At 72.3% G+C, this 19,272-nt stretch carries 10 protein-coding genes and 3 tRNA genes; 6 read left to right on the top strand and 7 right to left on the bottom strand.

Annotated elements, in window-relative coordinates:
• Nucleotides 1–98 precede the first annotated feature (98 nt).
• Complete coding sequence (locus tag WMF36_RS19060) at nt 99–4,511, top strand: PAS domain S-box protein (protein ID WP_437581041.1); 4,413 nt, start codon at nt 99–101, stop codon at nt 4,509–4,511.
• Nucleotides 4,512–4,599: 88 nt separating this feature from the next.
• Here the strand turns inward: WMF36_RS19060 and WMF36_RS19065 are convergent.
• The 3 genes from WMF36_RS19065 to WMF36_RS19075 form a co-directional block, all read right to left on the bottom strand.
• Nucleotides 4,600–4,676, bottom strand: a tRNA-Asp gene (locus WMF36_RS19065).
• Between the two features lie 150 nt (nt 4,677–4,826).
• Nucleotides 4,827–4,903, bottom strand: a tRNA-Asp gene (locus WMF36_RS19070).
• A gap of 43 nt (nt 4,904–4,946) precedes the next feature.
• Nucleotides 4,947–5,018: transfer RNA gene (locus tag WMF36_RS19075), tRNA-Val, on the bottom strand.
• A gap of 293 nt (nt 5,019–5,311) precedes the next feature.
• Between WMF36_RS19075 and WMF36_RS19080 the strand changes: the two genes are divergently transcribed.
• The 3 genes from WMF36_RS19080 to WMF36_RS19090 all read left to right on the top strand — a co-directional run bounded on the left by WMF36_RS19080 (nt 5,312) and on the right by WMF36_RS19090 (nt 8,266).
• Nucleotides 5,312–6,295: an ATP-grasp domain-containing protein gene (locus WMF36_RS19080; RefSeq protein WP_437581042.1), complete on the top strand. Its 984-nt coding sequence runs from the start codon at nt 5,312–5,314 to the stop codon at nt 6,293–6,295.
• Nucleotides 6,292–7,419, top strand: a complete 1,128-nt coding sequence (locus WMF36_RS19085; RefSeq protein WP_437581043.1) for a carboxylate-amine ligase — start codon at nt 6,292–6,294, stop codon at nt 7,417–7,419. Before WMF36_RS19080 ends, WMF36_RS19085 begins: the two co-directional genes overlap by 4 nt.
• 82 nt (nt 7,420–7,501) lie before the next feature.
• Entirely contained in the window at nt 7,502–8,266 is a 765-nt protein-coding gene (locus tag WMF36_RS19090) for a hypothetical protein (RefSeq protein ID WP_437581044.1), read from the top strand.
• Between the two features lie 42 nt (nt 8,267–8,308).
• On the opposite strand, the gene WMF36_RS19095 is transcribed toward WMF36_RS19090, so the two are convergent.
• Nucleotides 8,309–9,736, bottom strand: a complete 1,428-nt coding sequence (locus WMF36_RS19095; RefSeq protein WP_437581045.1) for a serine/threonine protein kinase — start codon at nt 9,734–9,736, stop codon at nt 8,309–8,311.
• Between the two features lie 499 nt (nt 9,737–10,235).
• On the opposite strand from WMF36_RS19095, the gene WMF36_RS19100 reads away from it, so the two are divergent.
• Both WMF36_RS19100 and WMF36_RS19105 read left to right on the top strand, forming a co-directional pair.
• Entirely contained in the window at nt 10,236–11,876 is a 1,641-nt protein-coding gene (locus tag WMF36_RS19100; protein WP_437581046.1) for a hypothetical protein, read from the top strand.
• Nucleotides 11,877–11,949: 73 nt separating this feature from the next.
• The gene (locus WMF36_RS19105) at nt 11,950–12,537 is read left to right on the top strand and encodes a GNAT family N-acetyltransferase (RefSeq protein ID WP_437581047.1); all 588 of its coding nucleotides are present in this window, start codon (nt 11,950–11,952) and stop codon (nt 12,535–12,537) included.
• Between the two features lie 853 nt (nt 12,538–13,390).
• Here WMF36_RS19105 and WMF36_RS19110 read toward each other — a convergent pair.
• The 3 genes from WMF36_RS19110 to WMF36_RS19120 are packed head-to-tail and all read right to left on the bottom strand — an operon-like array spanning nt 13,391 to nt 19,197.
• Nucleotides 13,391–14,662, bottom strand: a complete 1,272-nt coding sequence (locus tag WMF36_RS19110) for an outer membrane protein assembly factor BamB family protein (RefSeq protein ID WP_437581048.1) — start codon at nt 14,660–14,662, stop codon at nt 13,391–13,393.
• Nucleotides 14,649–16,004 (bottom strand): tetratricopeptide repeat protein, encoded by a 1,356-nt coding sequence (locus WMF36_RS19115; RefSeq protein WP_437581049.1) that lies wholly within the window; start codon nt 16,002–16,004, stop codon nt 14,649–14,651. The genes WMF36_RS19110 and WMF36_RS19115 overlap by 14 nt, the downstream gene beginning before the upstream one ends.
• Nucleotides 15,973–19,197, bottom strand: coding sequence for a sulfatase-like hydrolase/transferase (locus tag WMF36_RS19120; RefSeq protein WP_437581050.1), 3,225 nt, complete (start codon nt 19,195–19,197; stop codon nt 15,973–15,975). Before WMF36_RS19120 ends, WMF36_RS19115 begins: the two co-directional genes overlap by 32 nt.
• Between the last annotated feature and the right edge of the window lie 75 nt (nt 19,198–19,272).

Consider the following 19,272-nt stretch of genomic DNA (forward strand, 5'->3'; position numbering starts at 1 on the left):
GAGGGTCGGGTAGATCCTTATGAAGCTCTCCTGGCGCGCTTTGTGCCGACGCTCTCTGGCTGTTGTCCCGGACGTGTACTAAACGTCGGAGCGCTTTGATGCGAAGTGACGGTGAGAGCCGCAATACCGCGACGGGCGCCCCGTCGCCCCAGCGACCGCAGGTGGCCGACAGCCTCATCGTCGCTCTCGGAGCGTCGGCGGGCGGCCTGGAGGTCTTCAGGAGCTTCCTCTCGGCGATGCCGCCCGACAGCGGGTTCGTGTTCGTGTTCGTGCACCTCGAGCCGCACAGCGCGGTCGTGATGTCGCAGCTGCTCGGGGCCCACACGGCCATGCGCGTGCTGGAGGCGGCGGACGGGCTGCCGATCGAGCCCAACCACGTCTACGTCACCCCCTCGAACGCCACGCCGACGATCCGGGACGGCGTCTTTCGGCTGAGCAGGCTCGTGGACCCGCGCGGGCCCCGCACGGCGATCGACGCGCTGCTCCGGTCGCTCGGCGAGGAGGGGAAGCAGCGGGCCGTGGCGGTGGTGCTCTCCGGCTCGGGGCACGACGGCGTGACCGGGCTCAAGGTCGTCCGGGAGCACGGCGGGCTCACGATCGCGCAGCACCCCGCGACGGCCGCCCACCCGGAGATGCCGCGCCACGCGATCGAGACGGGGCTCGTCAATTACGTGCTCGCCATCCGCGACATGCCCGCCGCGCTGCTCGAGTACGCGCGGCGCCTCCCCGTGGAGGAGGATCGCGCGAACCTCGTCGAGGAGATCGCCACGCGGCTGCCCGAGATCTGCGCCCTGATCATCGAGCGCACGGGGCACGACTTCCGCCAGTACAAGCGGACCACGCTGCTCCGGCGGGTGCAGCACCGGGCCCAGGTGGTGCGGGCGACCTCGATCGCTGACTACATGGCGCAGCTCCGGCGAGAGGCGGACGAGCCGATGCAGCTCGTCCGCGATCTCCTCATCGGCGTGACCGACTTCTTCCGCGACCCGGACACCTTCGAGGCGGTGCGGGCGGAGATCGTGCCGGCGCTCTTCGCGGACCGCGGGGCGGACAGCCCGCTCCGCGTCTGGGTGCCGGGCTGCGCCACCGGCGAGGAGGTCTACTCGATCGCGATGCTCCTCATGGAGCACATCGAGGCGCTCCCCGCGGCGCCGCGCGTGCAGATCTTCGGCACCGACCTCGACGACCAGGCCATCGAGATCGCGCGGCAGGGCCGCTACCCCAGGGAGGCGACGCGGCTCATCTCCTCGGACCGCCTCGCGCGCTTCGTCGTCGCCGAGGAGGGCGGCACCTGCTCGGTCGCCAAGGCGATCCGCGACGTCTGCGTCTTCTCCCGGCACGATCTCACGAAGGACCCGCCGTTCTCGCGGATCGATCTGATCTCGTGCCGCAACGTCCTCATTTACCTCGAGGGCGAGTTCCAGAAGCGCGTGCTCGGCCTCTTCCACTACGCGCTCGTCGAGGGCGGCTACCTGCTCCTCGGCCCCTCGGAGAGCGTGTCGCAGCGGACCGAGCTGTTCCGCGCGGTCGACGGCAAGCGGCGCCTCTTCCAGAAGAAGCGCGTCGTCGGGCACGCGCTGCCGCGGCTCCCGCTCGACGAGCGGACCGGGGCGGCGCGGCGCGCCAGCGAGCTCGTGCGCCGCAGCGCCTGGTCGCCGGAGCAGAGCATCGAGCGCACCATCGAGCGGTGCCTCCTCGAGCGCTACGGGCCGCCGTGCGTCGTCGTGAACGAGCAGGGCGACATCGTGTACCTGTCCGGCCAGACGGGGAAGTACCTCGATCCGTCGACGGGGGCGCTCGACGTCAACGTCTCGAACATGGTCCTGCGGGCGCTGCGCCCCGAGGTGCGGTCGGCCGTGCACCGCGCCGTCCGGATGCGCGAGCAGGTGGTCCACGAGAACATCGCGGTCGAGACCCGCGGGGGGACGCAGCGCCTCAACCTCGTCGTGCGGCCCCTCGGCGGCCTCGATGACGATCTCGGCCTGTTCGTCGTCCTGTTCGACGAGCTCCTGCCGGCGGCGCGAGGCGAGGCGCCGCCGCCCGGCCCGCGGCGGGAGAGCGCGCCGCTCCTCGACCAGCTCGAGCACGAGCTCAAGGCCACGCGGGAGCACCTCCAGACGACGATCGAGGAGCTCGAGACGTCGAACGAGGAGCTCAAGAGCTCGAACGAGGAGCTCCTCAGCATGAACGAGGAGCTCCAGAGCCTGAACGAGGAGTTCGAGACGCTGAACAGCGAGCTCAAGGCGAAGATCGAGGCGCTCGACGCGACGAACGACGACCTCCAGAACCTCCTGCTCAGCACGCAGATCCCGACGGTGTTCCTCGACGACGAGCTCCGGATCCGGCGGTTCACGCCCGCGGCGACGGAGGTCTTCCGGCTGATCGAGAGCGACGTCGGCAGGCCCATCCTCGACATCGCGGCGCGCTTCGACGCCTCGTCGCTCGCCTCGGACGCGCGCGACGTCCTGCGGACGCTCGCCCCGAAGGAGCGGGAGGTGCAGCTCGACGACGGCCGCTGCTGCTACGTGATGCGGGTCCTGCCGTACCGCACGCTGACGAACGTCATCTCGGGCGTGGTCATCACGCTCGTGAACGTGACCCGCGTGAAGGAGGCCGAGGTGCAGCGGGGCCAGCTCGCCGCGATCGTCGAGTCGGCCGAGCAGGCGATCCTCGGCGCGACGGTCGACGGGGCCATCACGAGCTGGAACGCGGCCGCGGAGCGGATGTTCGGCTACGGCGAGAAGGAGGTGACCGGCCGCCCCGTGCACCTCATCGTCGCGCCCGAGCGCGCCGACGAGATGCGCGCCGTCCTCGATCGGGTGCTCGCCGGCGAGCGCCTCGAGCCCGTGGAGACGGTGGGGATCGCGCGCGGCGGCGCCCGCGTCGACGTCTCGATCAGCGTCGCGCCCATCCACGACGCCGGCGGCCAGATCATCGGGGCGTCGGCGATGCTGACCGACATCACCCGGCGCAAGCGCGCGGAGGAGGCGCTCCGCGCGAGCGAGGAGGACTTCCGCACGATCTTCGAGAGCGCGGTGGTCGGCAAGGTCCAGTGCGAGCCCGGCGCGGGCCGCTTCGTGCGGGTGAACCGGAAGTTCGCCGACATGCTCGGCCACGAGGCGGCGGATCTGCTCGGGAAGGCGCTCCTCGACGTCACGGCCCCGGAGGACGCGAGCACCGTCGCCGAGCCGTACGAGCGGCTCCTGCGCGGCGAGATCAGCGACTTCGCGATCGAGAACCGCTACGTGACGAGGGACGCGAGGCGCCTCTGGGCGAGCACCACGGTGACGGCGATACGGGACGCGGGCGGCCGCATCACCCACACGATGGCGGTGGTGCAGGACATCACGCGCCGCAAGCAGGTCGAGGCCGATCTGATCACGGCGCGCGAGGCCGCGGAGCACGCGAACCGCACGAAGGACCAGTTCCTGGCCGTCCTGTCGCACGAGCTCAGGACGCCGCTCACGCCGGTCGTCACCGCCGCGTCGCGGCTGCTCCGCCGCGACGATCTGGTCGGCGATGTCCGCCGGAGCGTCGAGATGATCCAGCGCAACGCCGAGCTCGAGGCGCGCCTCATCGACGATCTCCTGGACCTGACGCGGGTGGTGCGAGGCAAGCTCGAGCTCATCACGCAGGCGGTCGCGGCGCGCACGGTGATCGAGCACGCGATGGAGATCTGCGCCGATGAGGTCGACGCCAAGAGCATCCGGCTGACGCTCGACGTCGCTCCGGGCGAGCACTGGGTCTCGGCGGACGTCGCTCGGCTGGAGCAGGTGATCTGGAACCTGCTGAAGAACGCGGTGAAGTTCAGCTATCCCGGGTCGCAGATCGAGCTGCGCTGCTACCACGAGGGCGCGCAGGTGGTCATCGAGGTGCGGGATCAGGGCGTCGGCATCGAGCCCGAGGTCCTGCCGCGGATCTTCGACGCGTTCGAGCAGGGCAACGCGGACACGACGCGGCACTTCGGCGGGCTCGGCCTCGGGCTCGCGATCTCGCGCGCCATCGTGCAGCTGCACGGCGGCACGATCACGGCGTCGAGCCCGGGGCGGGGGTCCGGGGCGACCTTCCGCGTCCTGCTGCCCTCCGCGAGGCCGCCTGCGGCCGTGACGCCGGCGCAGGCGAAGGCCGCCGGGACGGCCGCGCCGAGGCGCGCGCTGCGCATCCTGCTCGTGGAGGACCACGAGGACACGGCGGAGATGATGAGCGAGCTGCTCACGCTGACCGGTCACACGGTGCGCATCGCCCGGAGCGTGCGCTCGGCGCTCGACCTGGTCGAGGCGGAGGCGTTCGATCTGCTCGTGAGCGACCTCGGGCTACCCGACGGCAGCGGCACGGAGCTGATCGCCTCGATCCGGTCCGCCGGCAACGAGCTCAAGGCCATCGCGCTGAGCGGCTACGGGATGGAGGAGGATCGCCGCAAGACGATACGCGCCGGCTTCGTGGAGCACCTCATCAAGCCGGTGAGCTTCCGCGACCTCGATGCGGCCATCCAGCGCGTGATGGCGCGGTGAGCTCCGCGCGCTGGAACGCGGTGAGCTCCGCGCCTGCGGCCCAGTGGAAGGCGGCCTGACGGTCGAGCGTCGGAGATCCGAGACGTGCTGGCGGGGTGGACGGGACTCGAACCCGCGGCCTCCGGCGTGACAGGCCGGCGTTATAACCAACTTAACTACCACCCCAGATGTCAGTGATCCGATCGCCCAGCGAGCACCGGCGCTGCTCGGTGCGCGCTGCCCACGAGCCAGATCTCGTCGCTGCCCTGCATCGAGCGATGCAGGGCGACCGAGGGAAGCTCAGGTGAACGGCAGCTCGGAAATACGGAAGAAAGTTGGCGGGGTGGACGGGACTCGAACCCGCGGCCTCCGGCGTGACAGGCCGGCGTTATAACCAACTTAACTACCACCCCAGACTGAACTCATCACAGCTGACCCAGGGCCCTAGCCCTGGGGTGGGCGGGACAGGGGTCGAACCTGCGACCATCGGCTTGTAAGGCCGACGCTCTGCCGCTGAGCTACCCGCCCCGTCGGAGAGGTGCGCGACTCTACTTGCCGAACGGGTTCCGTCAAGATCTATTTTGAGATGGCCTCCGTCCCTGGCGAATCGGGCCTGGGTTTGCCGCCCGGGGCTGAGCGCCTGCGCGTGCCCGGCGAGCTCCATCGCGATGCACCGGACGGACCGGCGGACAGAGCCGTTGGTCCGCCCGCGCGGCCGACTCATCGATACAATTATAGCATAAATTTCCTGAGTATCCGCGCTACGCTGCGCGTCAATCGCGGGGGTCGCGAACCTGTGTGGTGGGAGGAGATAGCAGCGTATGGCGGACAAGATCGGCATCCTCGTCGGCTGGGAACAATCGTTCCCGCAGGCCTTCCTCGAGAGGTGCAACAAGGTGCCGGGCATCCGGGCGGAGATCGCGACGATCGGCGGGACGCCCGAGCGCTTCGAGAGCCCCTACCGGGTGCTCATCGACCGGATCAGCCAGGAGGTGAAGCACTACCGCTTCCACCTGAAGGCAGCGGCGCTCGGCGGAGCGTTCGTGATCAACGACCCGTTCTGGTGGAGCGCGGACGACAAGTTCTTCGGCTACTCGCTGGCGTCGCAGATCGGGATCGCGACGCCGCGCACCGTCATGCTGCCCCAGCGCGACTACATCCCGGGGATCGTCAAGGAGCGCAGCCTCCGCAACCTCGAGTACCCGCTCAACTGGGATGCGATCATCGACTACGTGCGCTTCCCGGCCATCCTCAAGCCCGCGGACGGCGGCGGCTGGAAGGACGTGTCGGTGGTGCGGAGCCAGGAGGAGCTGCTCGCCGCCTACAACGCCTCGGGGCAGAACGTCATGACCCTGCAGGAGTTCATCGACTTCGACGACTACGTCCGCTGCATCTGCGTCGGCAAGGATCGCATCCTCCCGATCCAGTACGACCCGAAGGCGATCGGCCCCACCGGGCTCCGCGGCTGCTACGTGCAGCACGAGGACGAGCGGTGGCTCCCCAAGCGGCTGCACGATCGCATCATCGAGGACGCGATCAAGATCAACAGGGCGCTCGGCTACGACATGAACTCGATCGAGTTCGCGATCCGGGACGGGGTCCCGTACGCGATCGACTTCACGAACCCGGCGCCCGACATGCACATCGAGCACCTGCGGGAGCGCTACTTCAACATCGCGGTCGACTGGATGGTCACGTTCGCCGTGGAGTGCGCGCGCGGCGACCGGCGGACGCGCGACGACTACGCGTGGTCGAGGCTGGTCCGGCCTTCCGTGCAGAAGGTGCGGCTCGGGGCCTCGTCGTGACCGCGGCCATGGGGCTCCTCGACGGCCAGTTCACGCTGGGCATCGAGGAGGAGTTCCAGATCGTCGACGCCGAGACGCGCGAGCTCAAGTCGTACGTGAGCCAGCTGCTCGAGGAGGGGCAGGGCCACAAGCTCCTGCGCGAGCGCGTCCGCGCGGAGATGCACCAGTCGGTCGTCGAGACGGGCACCGGCATCTGCCACGACGTCCGGCAGGCGAGGGGAGAGCTGACCGAGCTGCGCAGCAGCCTGAGCGCGCTCGCGCAGCAGGGCGGGATGCGCATCGTCGCGGCGGGGACGCACCCGTTCAGCGACTGGAAGAAGCAGGAGATCACCGACGGCGAGCGCTACCGGTGCATCGTGGAGGACCTGCAGGACGTCGCCCGGGCCAACCTGATCTTCGGGCTGCACGTGCACGTGGGCGTCAAGGACCGCGAGGTGGCGATGGCCCTCGCGAACCAGATCCGCTACTTCCTCCCGCACATCCTCGCGCTGTCGACGAGCTCGCCGTTCTGGCTCGGGCGGTCCTCGGGCCTGAAGAGCACGCGGAGCGAGATCTTCAAGCGCTTCCCGCGCACCGGCATCCCGGGGCTCTTCGAGTCGTACGGCCACTTCCAGCGCTTCGTCGACCTGCTCGTGAAGACGGGCTGCATCGACAACGCGAAGAAGATCTGGTGGGACGTGCGCGCCCACCCGTTCTTCGACACGGTCGAGATCCGGATCTGCGACATGACCACGCGCCTCGACGACACCGTGGCGCTGGCGGCGCTCATCCAGGCCGTCATGGGCAAGCTCTACCTGCTCTACCGGCGCAACCTCGGGTTCCGCGAGTACCGGCAGGAGCTCATCGAGGAGAACAAGTGGCGCGCGGTGCGCTACGGCATCGACGGGCAGCTCATCGATTTCGGCAAGCAGGAGCAGGTCCCCGTCCGCCTCCTCGTCGGCGAGCTGCTCGAGTTCGTGCAGGAGTCGGCCGAGATCTTCAGGTCCCAGGACGAGCTCGAGCGGATCCGGGCGATCCTCGACGAGGGGACGAGCGCGGATCGCCAGCTCGCGGTCTACGCCCGGACACCGCGCTTCGAGGCCGTCGTCGACGACCTGATCGAGCAGTCGAGCCTCGGCCTCTAGACGAGAATTTCTGCTCGCGCGCCGGCTCTGCTACCGTGCGGCCGTGGGAATCGCTCCGCATCGCTGCGCTTTCGCTCTCTCGGTGGGCTGCCTGGTCGCGCTGTCTGTCACCGCGGGCGCCGCGGGCTGCGCGTCGACCGAGTACGTCAACGAAGGTCCGGGGCAGCCGACGCCGCGGGCCTCCGGCACGCTGCCCCCCGGCTCGACGGGCGTCTGCAAGCAGCCGCAGACGAAGCGGCCGCCCATCGTGAGCGAGGAGCTCTGGGCGCACACGAAGCCGTGCACGCCGCGCACGCCCGCGTCGTACATCCGCCTCGGCTACGCGAAGGACGGCGCGGCGGGCGCCGACCCGGAGGCGGAGCAGCTGGTCGAGCGGGTGCTCACGGCGCTCGCCGAGGGGACGAAGCCCGAAGACGGCAACAACCAGGTCACGAGCGCGATCCGCGCCGTGCGGGCCTACGCGGCGAGGAAGGACGAGCTGCGCGCCCGGATCGTGCGGGAGTCGGCCGACGGGCAGGCGTGCGACGTGACCTACCTGCTCAACACGATGTCCGCGGCGCGGAGCAAGCTGTCCGGGGGCGAGGCCTGCACCGCCGAGGTGTTCGACCCGGAGACGCGCGGCGACGCGTGCCTCTTCGACACGAAGCGGCCCGAGGGGCTGTGGCTCTCGAGCGGCTGGTCGTGCATGACATTCACCGGCGCGCTCGGGAACGAGGCGTCCTGCCATCAGCTCTGCGGCTACGACGATTACTGCGCGCGGCAGGTGTACTGCGCGGCCGGCGACGTCAACCTCCTGCTCTGCACACTCGGGGTCTGCCTGCCCGAGCCGTCTGCCGGCATCAAGTGACGGCCGCCGGCCGGCGCTGACCGAACGCCCGGCGGGCCGGAGCTAGTCGGCCAGGAGGGCGCTCAGCCGCTCGAGCACGCCGCGGAGCAGGTCGCGCGCGCCGCGCAGGAGCAAGCGCCCGTCGCGCAGGACGTCCTGCACTTCGCTGGGTACGGGCAGGAGGCCCGCGCGGGCGGCGAACGCCGCGCCCGTGAGCAGCAGCAGGATCACGAGCAGGGTCAGAAAGACGCGGCGGCGCCACTTCCGCCGGGCGCGGGGCGCCGGGGTGACCAGGGACGGCGGCGCGGACGCGACCGGCAGGGCGAGGCTACCGGGCGGCGACTGCGACGAGGGCTTGGAGGAAGGCTCGTCGAGGGAGACGGGGAGGATGCCGGCGAAGGTGGCGGGGAGGGGCGTGTTCCCGGCCGGCGCCCGCTTGGAGCGCCGCTCGCCCCTCACCGAGGACGCGGTGCGGCTCTCCCCCCGCGACGACATGCGGCTGTCCGCGAGCTGGATCGCCGTCGCGAGCTTCTTCCGCCGCTCGGACACGATGTCTCCGAGCGTGTCGCGGACGAAGTGACCGACGTCGCCGTCCGAGACCGCGATGCCGAGCGAGATCGCGATCTGGTCGATCGTGCGCTGGAATGAGGCGCAGTCGTTCCAGCGGTCCGCCGGATCCTTGGCCAGCGCGCGCTCGATGGCCACCGCGAGATCGAACGGGACGTCCGGCACGAGCTCCCGGAGGGGGACCGGGGCGAACCGCAGGATGTTCTCCATCGTCTTGGCGTCGCTCCGGCCGCGGAACGGGTGGTAACCGCTGAGGGTCGTGTAGAGGAGGACACCGAGCGAGAAGATGTCGGAGCGGCGATCGACCTTGCCCGACGTGAGCTGCTCCGGCGAGAGGTACGGGATCTTGCCCTTGAGCTGGCCGGCGACGCGCGTCTCGTGCAGCCGGCCCGTGGCCTTGGCGACGCCGAAGTCGACGATTTTTACGATGCCGTCGAACGACACCATGACGTTCTGCGGCGAGATGTCGCGGTGCACGAGGTCGACGAGCTTCCCGTCGTCGTCGCGGAGCTCGTGCGCGGCGTGGAGGCCGGCGCAGATGCTCGAGGCGATGCGCAGGAGGATCGGCAGGGGGACGCCCCCGGTCGATTTGACCTGCTTGTTCAGCGAGGAGATCGTGTCGCCGTCGACCCACTCCATCACGATGTAGAGCACGCCGTTCTCGTCGCCGAGCTCGACGATCTCGACCGCGTGGGGGTGCCGGATGCGCGACGCGAGGCGCGCCTCGTCGAGGAACATGGCCTCGAAGGCCGGGTCGTCGCCGAACTCCGGCAGCATCGTCTTGATGGCGACGATCTTCTGGAAGCCCCGGGAGCCCACGAGGCGCGCCGCCCAGACGGCCGCCATCCCTCCACGGGCGACCGGCATGAGGATCTCGTAGCGGCCCAGCGTGTCTCCAGGCTTGAGGTCCGACAAGAGCTGCACGCGGTGATCCTAGATGGGGAGGCGGAGTTTGGAGGGGTGGGGCTCGAGTGCCGCCGTTACGTTCGTGGAGGCACGCAGCCTCGACGTCTGCCGGAGCGACGCAGCGCCATCGCGCTCGCACGTCACGAAGGAGGTCCCGCGAAGCCAGGGTGCCACGAAGGGGACACCGACCTCAAGTTCGGGGGCGCCAGCGCCCGAGGGGAAGGATCTCCGGCGCCCGGCGGGCAGGAGCGCAGGCGCCGAGGAGGCGCGAGGCGGCCGCGCGGAACGGCGGAGGCAGGTGCACGGCGCGAGAGCGGCTCATCGCAGCGGATACTACGCGAGCACCGTCGGACAGGAAGAATGCAGCGAGCGCTGCCGGAGCGATCGACGGGGCGCATCGAGGAGAGCGGCACCGCGTGAAAGGGAATGATTCGTAGCGAAGAGTGCGCCAGATCGCGCTGGAGACGCGGGCGCTGGAGTCGTGATACACGGGGAGCGACCTGCTCGACGAGGCCTCATGGAAGCCAATTTGCGCCCGATCCCGCCGCCGCACGACGAAGACGACGAAGACGTGCACTGGGCGCTGTCGACCGCGACGGCGCTGTGGGGGCGCGGCGAGCGTGATGAAGCGCTGAGATGGCTGCGCCGCGCCGCGGAGCAGGCCTCGGATGCCAACGCCGACCTGCGCGCCCTCGAGCTCTTCAAGGCCGCCGCGGAGGTCGCGCAGAAGATCTCGGCGACCGACGCGGATCCAGGCTCGGCCACGGCGACGGACTCGCCGCCGGCGATCGCGAGCGCGCCGCCGAAGACGCCCTTGAGCGCGCCTCCCCAGGCGCCCGGCGCGGCTCCTGCCACGGCGAGCGCGCCGCCGCCCAGGTCGGGCGCGTCGGGGGCCGGGTCCCACGCGACGCCGTCGCGGCCGCCGGGCGCGGAGGCAGGCCGGGCCGAGCGCGGCGGCGCGGGCACGAGCGCGCCGCCGGCCGCCGCGACGCGGGCGCCCTCGGTCCGCGCGCCTGCGGGCGACGCGCCGGCGGGGCCGATGACCTCGGCGATGGCGTCGTCCCGCGACGCCGGCGCGTCCAAGCCCGTCGGAGGGCTGGGCCGCGCGGTGCCGCTCGCGCCGGGGCGCGCGCCCGCGCCGGCGAGGTCCGTGGCCGTGCACGAGGTGACCCCCACGCAGCTGTCGCCGGCCGCGCGCATGGCCGGCTCCGCGCCGGGGCTCCCGACGCGGCCCGCCGCCGGACCGCAGGCGACCGAGGCGGCCGGCCGTGCTGTCCCGGCAAAGGCGCGCCCGATCGCCAGCTTCACGGCGACCCACACGAGGGTGTCGTCGACCACGGCGGTGACCGAGGAGGTCCCGGCGGTCAAGCTCCCGGGCGCGCTCGCGGGCCAGGAGCCGGGGCAGGGCACGTCCGGCGCTGCGCCCCAGAGCACGACCGGTGAGCAGGTCTGGGCGGACGGGGACCCCCCGCCCGATCAGCGCGAGACGGTGCCGACGGCCATCGCCGTGGCATCGACGCGGCGGCAGGCGGTCCCGCTCGGCGCGAGCTCGTCGCAGGAGGCGACCGAGCGGCGCCCGCGGCTCTGGCCGGATGACGAGGGCACCATGCGCCGGCCGCTGACCGCGCAGGAGCAGCGGGTGCTCATGGAGCACCGGCTCGAGGACCTGGACGAGGAGACGCCGACGCTCGGCCTGGAGCAGGCGGGCGACGACGAGCCGTCCGCCGCGGTTTCAGCGGAGGCGCCGGCGGGGGCCCACGCGTCCGACGATCGCGCCGACTGGACCGAGGCCGAGCCGGACGACGACGATGCCGGCGTCGCCTCTGCGCATCAGCAGGGAGACATGACGCTGGCGGCGGAGCCCTCGGGGGCGATGCAGGCGCGGCCGTCCGAGGGGACGGCGGTGGATTCGGCGTGGAGCGATCCGCCCTACGAGGGCGAATGGCAGGCGCCGCCGCCGCGGCTGCCCGCGTCGCAGATCGAGCCGCTGCCGGCGCTGCGGATCGCGGTGATCGGCATCTCCAGCACGGGGGAGCTCCGGCTCGTCCCGATGGATGGAAGGAACGCTCCGCCGCGGGGCGCGGCGCTCGGGATCCTCGTCCCGCTGAGCCCCGGGGACGGCGAGACGATCGCGCGGTTGCTCCAGCTGCGCGGCTGAGGCGTCGCGGCGCTGCGACGCGCGGGATCGGCAAGAAGTGGGGCATCCCGCGCAATGGCGGTAGCCTCGGGGGATGCATGACGAACGGACCGCCCCGAAGCGCATCCGCGTGACAGGACTGCAGGAAGCCCAGCTGCCGGCGCTTGTCGCGACGGAGCAGGCCTGCACGGCGATGTACCACGAGATCGGCGTTGACGCGGCGGAGGTCCCGGCGCGGACGCACTCCGACATCATCGCGCTGACGCGGCAGCACGACGTGCGCGTGGCGGAGGCGGACGAGGAGGTGGCCGGCTACCTGGCGTGGCGTGACGAGGCGCCCGGGGTCGCGTACCTGGAGGAGCTCTCGGTGCATCCGGACCACCAGCGGCGAGGCATCGCCACGCGGCTGCTCGCGGAGCTGGAGGAGCGGGCGCGGGAGCTCGGCATGGAGCAGATCGTGCTGCGATCCCGGGAGAGGGCGAGCTGGGCGCAGGCTTTCTACAAGAAGGCGGGCTTCGCGCCGCTCGGTGACGACGCGCCCGCGAAGGTCCGCGCGTGGCGGAGCGAGCAGGAGGCCGCCGGGAAGCCGCTGACGCGAAGCGGCGAGGTCGTCCTGTGGGCGGCCATCGCGCCGAAGGCGGCTGATGCGCAGGACGAGGACGAGGCGCTGGGCGACGGCTGAGCCTGCCGGAGGCGGCCGGTGGAGGGCCGCCGTGGGGCGGCGCGCGCCCGATGGGAAGGTGCGCGGCAGGGAGCGCCGGCGGTCGACCGGGGTCGGTCGACCGGGGTTGCCGCGTTGCGGAGCGTGCGTGCGCAGGCGGGGTCCGCTGGGTGAGGGGCTGACCTGGGTTCGGACACCGGCGGGGGCGCCGTGAACCGGCGCGGGTTCGCCGACGGTGCCGTGGACCGACCCAGGTTCGCCGACGGGGCTCGCTCGGACGGGTTTGGCTCTGGCCGAAGGTCAGCCTAGACGCCCGACGACGCAAGTTGACATAATGTTTCTTATGCGATCCAAGACCGGTCCGGGGGCAGGGGGATCAGAACTTGGTTTCACGAGTAATTTCATGAAGTTGGGCTGGATCTGCAGCTGTCGCCGCCGCCGCCGCCCTCAACCGGGGTCGCCGCCCTCAACCCGGGTCGGCCTCGTCGCAACCCACCCCGGGTCAGCTTCGCCACCGCCCTCAACCCGGGTCAGCTTCGCCACCGCCCTCAACCCGGGTCGGCCTCGTCGCAACCCAACCCGGGTCGGCTTCGCCGCCGCCCTCAACCCGGGTCGGTAGGACCCAACCAGAGTCCGTTAAATATGTGGGCCTAGTTCGCTTTTGGCGCACAAGTGGGCACATGTCGCACCGCTCTTCGGCGCGGCCCCCCCAGGCGCCGCGTCGGAATCGCGAGGCACGGCCTCGGATCGTCGCTTCTGCAACGCCGCCCGGAGCCCCAGCCCCCCGTACCGCGCCGACCGCAGGCCTTTCCGACGACGCCAGGACGCCCTCAGCGCGCCGGCTTCAGAACCGTCCCCGAGGCTGAACGAACGCTCAGCCCTTCGGAACCGGTGGCGTCTCGACGTCCAGGCTGAGCAGCGCGCCGCCGTTCGTCAGCACGAACGCCCGCCGACCGTAGGCCGCCGGCGTCATCGCGATGCCGCCGCCGGTCTCGATGCCGTCGATCACGGCCCCGTCCAGCGGTGAGAACAGGAAGATCCCGTAGCGCGTGGTCGTCACCAGCAGCGCCCCCGCGAACGGCACCGGAGCCGAGATGCCACCGTCCGGCAGATCCCGGCGCCAGATCGTCCGGCCGTCCTCCGGATCCAAGGCCCACAGGCCGGTCAGGCCCGAGGACGCGAGGAGCACCTTCCGCTCGGGCACGATCGGGCCGCCTCCGCTGCGAGGCTGGTGCGCAGGCTGATGCCACAGCACAAGCTCGGTGACGCCGACCGCCGCCTCGTTCGCCCAGGCCCGGGTCCCGTTCTCGGCGTCGAGCGCGAAGATACCGCCCGCATAGCCCGCCACGAAGACCACATCGCCCGAGGCGATCTGGCCGAAGACCGGCGTGGTGTCCGTGTCGAGGTACTTCGGCGTCTGGCCACCCGCGCTCTGCTCGGCCTCGGCAGCCAGGTCGACGAGCGCCCACTGCTCGGACCCGTTCTTGAGGTCGTAGGCCATCACGACGCCGTCGGAGAACGCGGTGTAGACCTTGTCCCGCCCGAGCGCCGGGCCGGCGTGCCCGGAGATCTCCATCCCGAACGCCGGCGTCCGGTGCTGGTGCCAGCGCATCGCGCCCGTCGCCGCGTCGAGCGCGATCAACGTGTCGTTCGAGTTCGTCACGTAGAGCACGCCGTCGCGCAGCACCGGCCGCCGCGAGATCTTGGCGTTGGTCATGAAGCGGTAGAGCAGCTGGCCGTCCGAGGCGCGCACCTTGTAGAGCGCGCCGTCGTTCGAGCCGAAGTAGACCGCGTCCGACACCGCGTCGTAGAGCGGCTCGCTCTGCACCGGGCCGAGCGTCTCGAACCGCCAGATGACGTCGCTCGTGTCGGCGCGCACCGCGTACAGGCCGTGATCGCTCGACCCGACGAAGACACGCCGGTGCGCCGCGTCGATCTCGGGGCGGCCGCGCTCGTAGGCCTCGCCGACCTTGCGCGTCTCGGCCGTGAGGTCGCGGCGCATCGTGATGCCCAGCGCGCTCCCCGGATGGTGCAGCCAGAGCGGCGCGTCGGGCGCCGCGGCGACGCCCAGGTTGCCGCAGCCGCCGAGCGACGCGAGGGCCAGCCCGAGGAGCGCAGCGCCCACGGCGCGACTAGTGCGGCGCATCGCCCGCCTTCTTCTCCGCGTTCTCGCGCGCCCGGCGGATCAGCTGCTCGATCTCCTCCGGCGTCATCGTCTGGCCCTTCGGCCCGCCGAACGCGGCGCGGGGCGGCACGGCGGCCGGATCGATCTTGCGCAGCATCTCCTCGACCACGGCCTCGAGGAACTGGAACGAGCGGCCCTCGGCCGACGGCGCCTGGAGCTTCTCGTGCGCGCTCTTGAGCAGCTCCTTCGCCTTGTCGCTGTCGCCCTTGGCCAGGTGGATCCGCGCCTGGTGGTAGAGCGCGAGCTCCTTGTAGCCCCTCATGTCGATCGCCTCGAGCTCCTTGAACGACGCGAGCGCGCCGTCGAGATCGCCCTTGCCCTCCCGCGCGAACGCGATGCCCTCGATGGCGCGCCCCTTCACGTCGGGATCGGCCCCCGCGAGCGGCGACGAGACCACGGCGCTGTACGCGTCGAGCGCGTGCGCGTAGTCCTTCTTGTCGAGCAACACCCCGGCCTGCCCCAGCTTCGCCAGGATCGCCGCACCGGTGCCGCCGTGCTCGTCGATGACCTTGTTGTACGCGGCGAGCGCGGTGTCCGACCGCTCCTCCGCGGTCTTGAAGGTCCTCGTGGCGTCGAGCTCCTTCTCCTCCTCGCTGCGCGTGTCCTCGGCGACCACCCTGCCCCGATCCGCAGCGACGGCCGCCACGAGCGCCGACGACGACACGGCGTCCTTCTTCTCGACCCGCGACAGGTAGAACAGCACGCCGCCGGTCGCGACCAGCGCCGCCAGCGCGCCCCACTGGACGATGTGGAAGTTGCTCTTGAGCCACCGGCCGGCGCCGCTCGTCATGCGGCTGAGCGCGTCCTCGACCATCTCGCCCGGCAGCAGCTGGACCGGGCGACGCCCCGCAGCCTGCTCCTTGCGGCGCGCGAGCAGCTCCTTCGCGCGGGCGTTCTTGTCCTTGGGCAGCTCGTCGCCGGCCGCCTTCTTCTTGCGACGGCGCACGGTGGCCTCGTCGCGGCGACGGGCCGCGCGGTTCGGCGCCGCCTCGACCGCCGCGTCGCCCGCAGCCTCCGCCGGCGGCGCCTCGTCCGGCTCGCCGACGCCAAGCGCATCGGCGACGCGCTGCGCGGCGTCGTCGTCGCCCTCGCCGCCGGCCTCCTTCACCGGAGCGTCGCGCGGCGGCCGCTCCGGGGCCGCCTCCGCAGCCCCGCCCTCGTCGCCATCGCTCCGCGTGGCTTCGTCCTTGTCACTCCCCGCGGATTTCGCTTCGGCCTGCTCTCGGTCCTTGTCCGACACGCGGCGGACTCTAGTCTCGCGGCCTGCGGCGTCAATCTGGCCGGTGAGCGGCAGGCGCTTCATCCCCCGAGCGCGGCGGCGGCGCTCGCTCATCGCGGGCGTCGCGGGCGCCGCCGGGCGACCAGGGCGCAGGCGGCGGGGGCGGGATCTCGTCGCTCAACGGGACGACGGCGCACGCGAACACCTCGACGTTCTGGGTCGCGTACACCACGAAATCGGCGTAGGCGCCCGGCTTCGCGCCCACGGCGAGCGGCAGCGTCGCGAACGCCTCGGTCGGCTCGCTCCCCGGCGGGATCGCGAGCGTGACCGCGCGCTCCGGATCGAGCTCCGGCGCGCTCGCCGGGACGAGCGACGCGCCGTCCCGCTTCGGCGGGCGCGCGCCGCGCCTGGGGCTGCCGAACCGCACCTCGCCGGGGCGGCCATCGTCGGTCCGCGCGCGGCAGAGGACGCGCACGCCCTTGCCGTTTCCCGCCTTCGGGATCACGACGCCGAGCCCCACCCCGCTCTTCGCGAAGCGGCGCAGGCGGCCGAGATCGCGCTCGCGCGGCCCGCCGAGCAGGTCGAGGATGTCGGCCCGGAGCGCGAAATCGAGCCCCCCGGGCAGCGGATCGGGCGTGCCGAGCATGCGCAGCAGCGGCGTCCACAGCTCCGGGCCGGCGCCGAGCTTCACCAGCGCCTCCGCGATCGCGACGCGCGCGGTCTGGTAAGGCTCCTGGCTGAGCCGCTCGGCGAGCGCCGGCCGCGCGGCGTCCTCGCCGATCGCCGCGAGCGCGGCGGCGGCGTACGGGCGGAGCCGCACGTCGCCGAGCGCCGCGATGAGCGGCGGCAGCGCGGCCTTCACCCGGATCTTGGCGAGCGCGTCGACGATCTCGCGCGCCCGCTCGAACGACGTCGCCTCGCCCGCGTCGGCGCCGCCGTCCTGCTCCGGGCCCCGGACCACCTGCCTGAGCCACGCCACGAGCACGTCGTCGCCGCGGCGATCGCCCGCCTCGGCCAGCGCGAGCGCCGCGAGGCGCCGCCACTTGCGGTCGCGATCGACGAGGAGATCGCGCGTGAGCGGCGCGCCCTCGCCGAGCCGCGTGAGCGTGAGCGCCGCCCACCGCCGCACCTCGTCGTCCTCGTCGCGCACGAGCGCGAGCCGGAGCGACGGCGCCGCCTCGGAGCGGCGCAGATCGAAGAGCACCTCGCCCGCCTTGCGGCGGATCGCCACGTCGGCGTCGTCGAGCAGCGCCGCGACCTCCACCACCGCGTCGGCGTCGCCCGCGATGCCGCGGCGGAGCGCGTCGGGCCAGCCCTTGCCCTCCCTCCGGAGGCCGCGGACCTCGTAGCGCCCGTGTGACGCCTCGACGGCGCGCAGCTCCGACCGCATCGCGCCGAGCTCCGCCGGGCGCAGCGCGGAGATGTCCTGCTGCTGGCGCGGATCGGTCGCCACGTCGTAGAGCGCGCACGCGCCGATCTTGCGCGCGCAGACGAGCCGCAGCGTGCCCTTGGCGAGCAGCGTCTGCGTATCGGTCTCGGCGAACGCGAAGCCCGGGAGCGAAGGAGGCCCGCCCGGCGACGCCTCGCCCTGCTCGGCCGCCGCGTCGCCGGAGGCGAGCAGCGGCCCGAGATCGGCGCCGCGCACGCGCGCGGGCCTCGGGATGCCGAGCCCCGCGAGCACCGTCGGCAGCAGATCGACGAGCTGCACCGGCGCCCGCACCACGCGGGGCGAGAGCAGGCCGGGCGCGCTCACGATGAGCGGCACGCGCGCCTGCTCCTCGTACACCGTCGTGCCGTGGTAGCGCCCGCCGTGCTCGCCGAACTCCTCGCCGTGATCGGCCGTGACGATCACGACCGCGTTCGGCCGCTCCTTGCGGATCTCGTCCACGATCGCGCCCACGCCCGCGTCCGCCACGGCGATCTCGGCGTCGTAACGGTCGATGTCGCGGTCGCCGAGCGGGTGCTCCGGGTGCGCCTCGTACGGCTCGTGCGGCTCGAAGAGGTGCACCCACATGAACGAGCGCTGCTCGGGCCCGAGCCCGGCGAGGTAGCTCCGCACCTGCTCCAGCCTGAGCTGCGCGCTCGCGAACTCGATCTTCTGGTACTCGAAATCGAGCGCTCGATCGCGCAGCGCGCCGAAGCGCTCGCCGTCGATGAAGAACACCGCCGGCGGGTAGAAGCCCGCCGTCTTGTAGCCGTAGCGGCGGAGGTGCTGCGCGAACGTCTCGGAGTCGTCCCCGAGCCCCTGCAGCACCAGCGGGCGGATGTACTTGCCCGTCATGAGCGACGAGACCGCGTACGACGTGTGCGGCGTCGGCGTGTACGCCGCCTCGAAGCGCACGCCGTCGGCCGCGAGGCGATCGAGGTTCGGCGTGATCTTCCTGTCGTAGCCGTACGCCCCCACGTGATCGGCGCGCAGGGCGTCGATGCTGATCAGCACGATGTCCCGCTCCCGCAGGTCGATCGCGTGCCCGCTCGCGCGCTCGTCGAGCGGCGCGGCGTCGAGCGGCTCTGGAGGCGACAGCACGGCGGCGAGCTCGACCACGTGGCCGAGCAGCGGGCCGTGCGTCGCGTAGATCAGCCGGATGTTGTCCGCGAGCGCGAGCCGATCCGCCGCGCCGGGCGCGAGCGCCGCGCCGAACGCGAAGAGGACGAGGGCGAGCGCCGCGCGCACGAGCCTCGGGGAGCGCCGCTCGCGCCCGTCGCCCTGGCGGGCCGCCCGCGTGGGCAGCGCCGGCGTGGCGAAGGTCGCCGCCGCGAGCGTGAGCGCCGCGAGCCCGAGGTGGAAGGCGAGATAGAGGCGCGGCAGGATGCGCACGTTCGCGACCTCGAGCAGGACGACCGCGCAGGCCGCCGCGAGGACGAGCCACCTGCCGGCGGCCGCGGCGCGCGCTCGCTTCAGGGCGCGGGCCACAGACGGCGCCGCCGCGAAGGTCACGCCGGCGGCGAGGAGCGAAAGCGCCGCGACGAAGGGCGCGCGCCGGCCGCCCTCGAGCATGCGCCCGGCCGAGACACCGAAGGCCACCGCGCCGCCGAACGCCCCGGCGAGCAGCGCCGCCGCGGCGCGGAACCCCGTGCGCTCGGAGCGTGTGACGATCTCGAGCACCGCGCCGAGGAGGGCGGCGCACGGCGCCGCGGCCGCGAGCGCGAGCGGCAGGAGGTCGCGCACGGCGCGGCCGAGCTCGTGGAGCCCGAGGAGCTCACGCCACCGCAACGCCCCGACGACCAGGAGCTCGGCGAGCGCGAGCGCCGCGAGCGCGAGGTAGGCGTCCGCCATGCGCCATCCGATCTCGGTCTCCAGCTTGCGCGGAGGAGCGTCGGAGCTCCCGCTCGGGAACGTCGCGCGGCTCGG

The sequence above is a fragment of the Sorangium sp. So ce887 genome (assembly GCF_051521455.1).
In the GTDB taxonomy this organism is placed as follows: Bacteria; Myxococcota_A; Polyangia; order Polyangiales; family Polyangiaceae; genus Sorangium.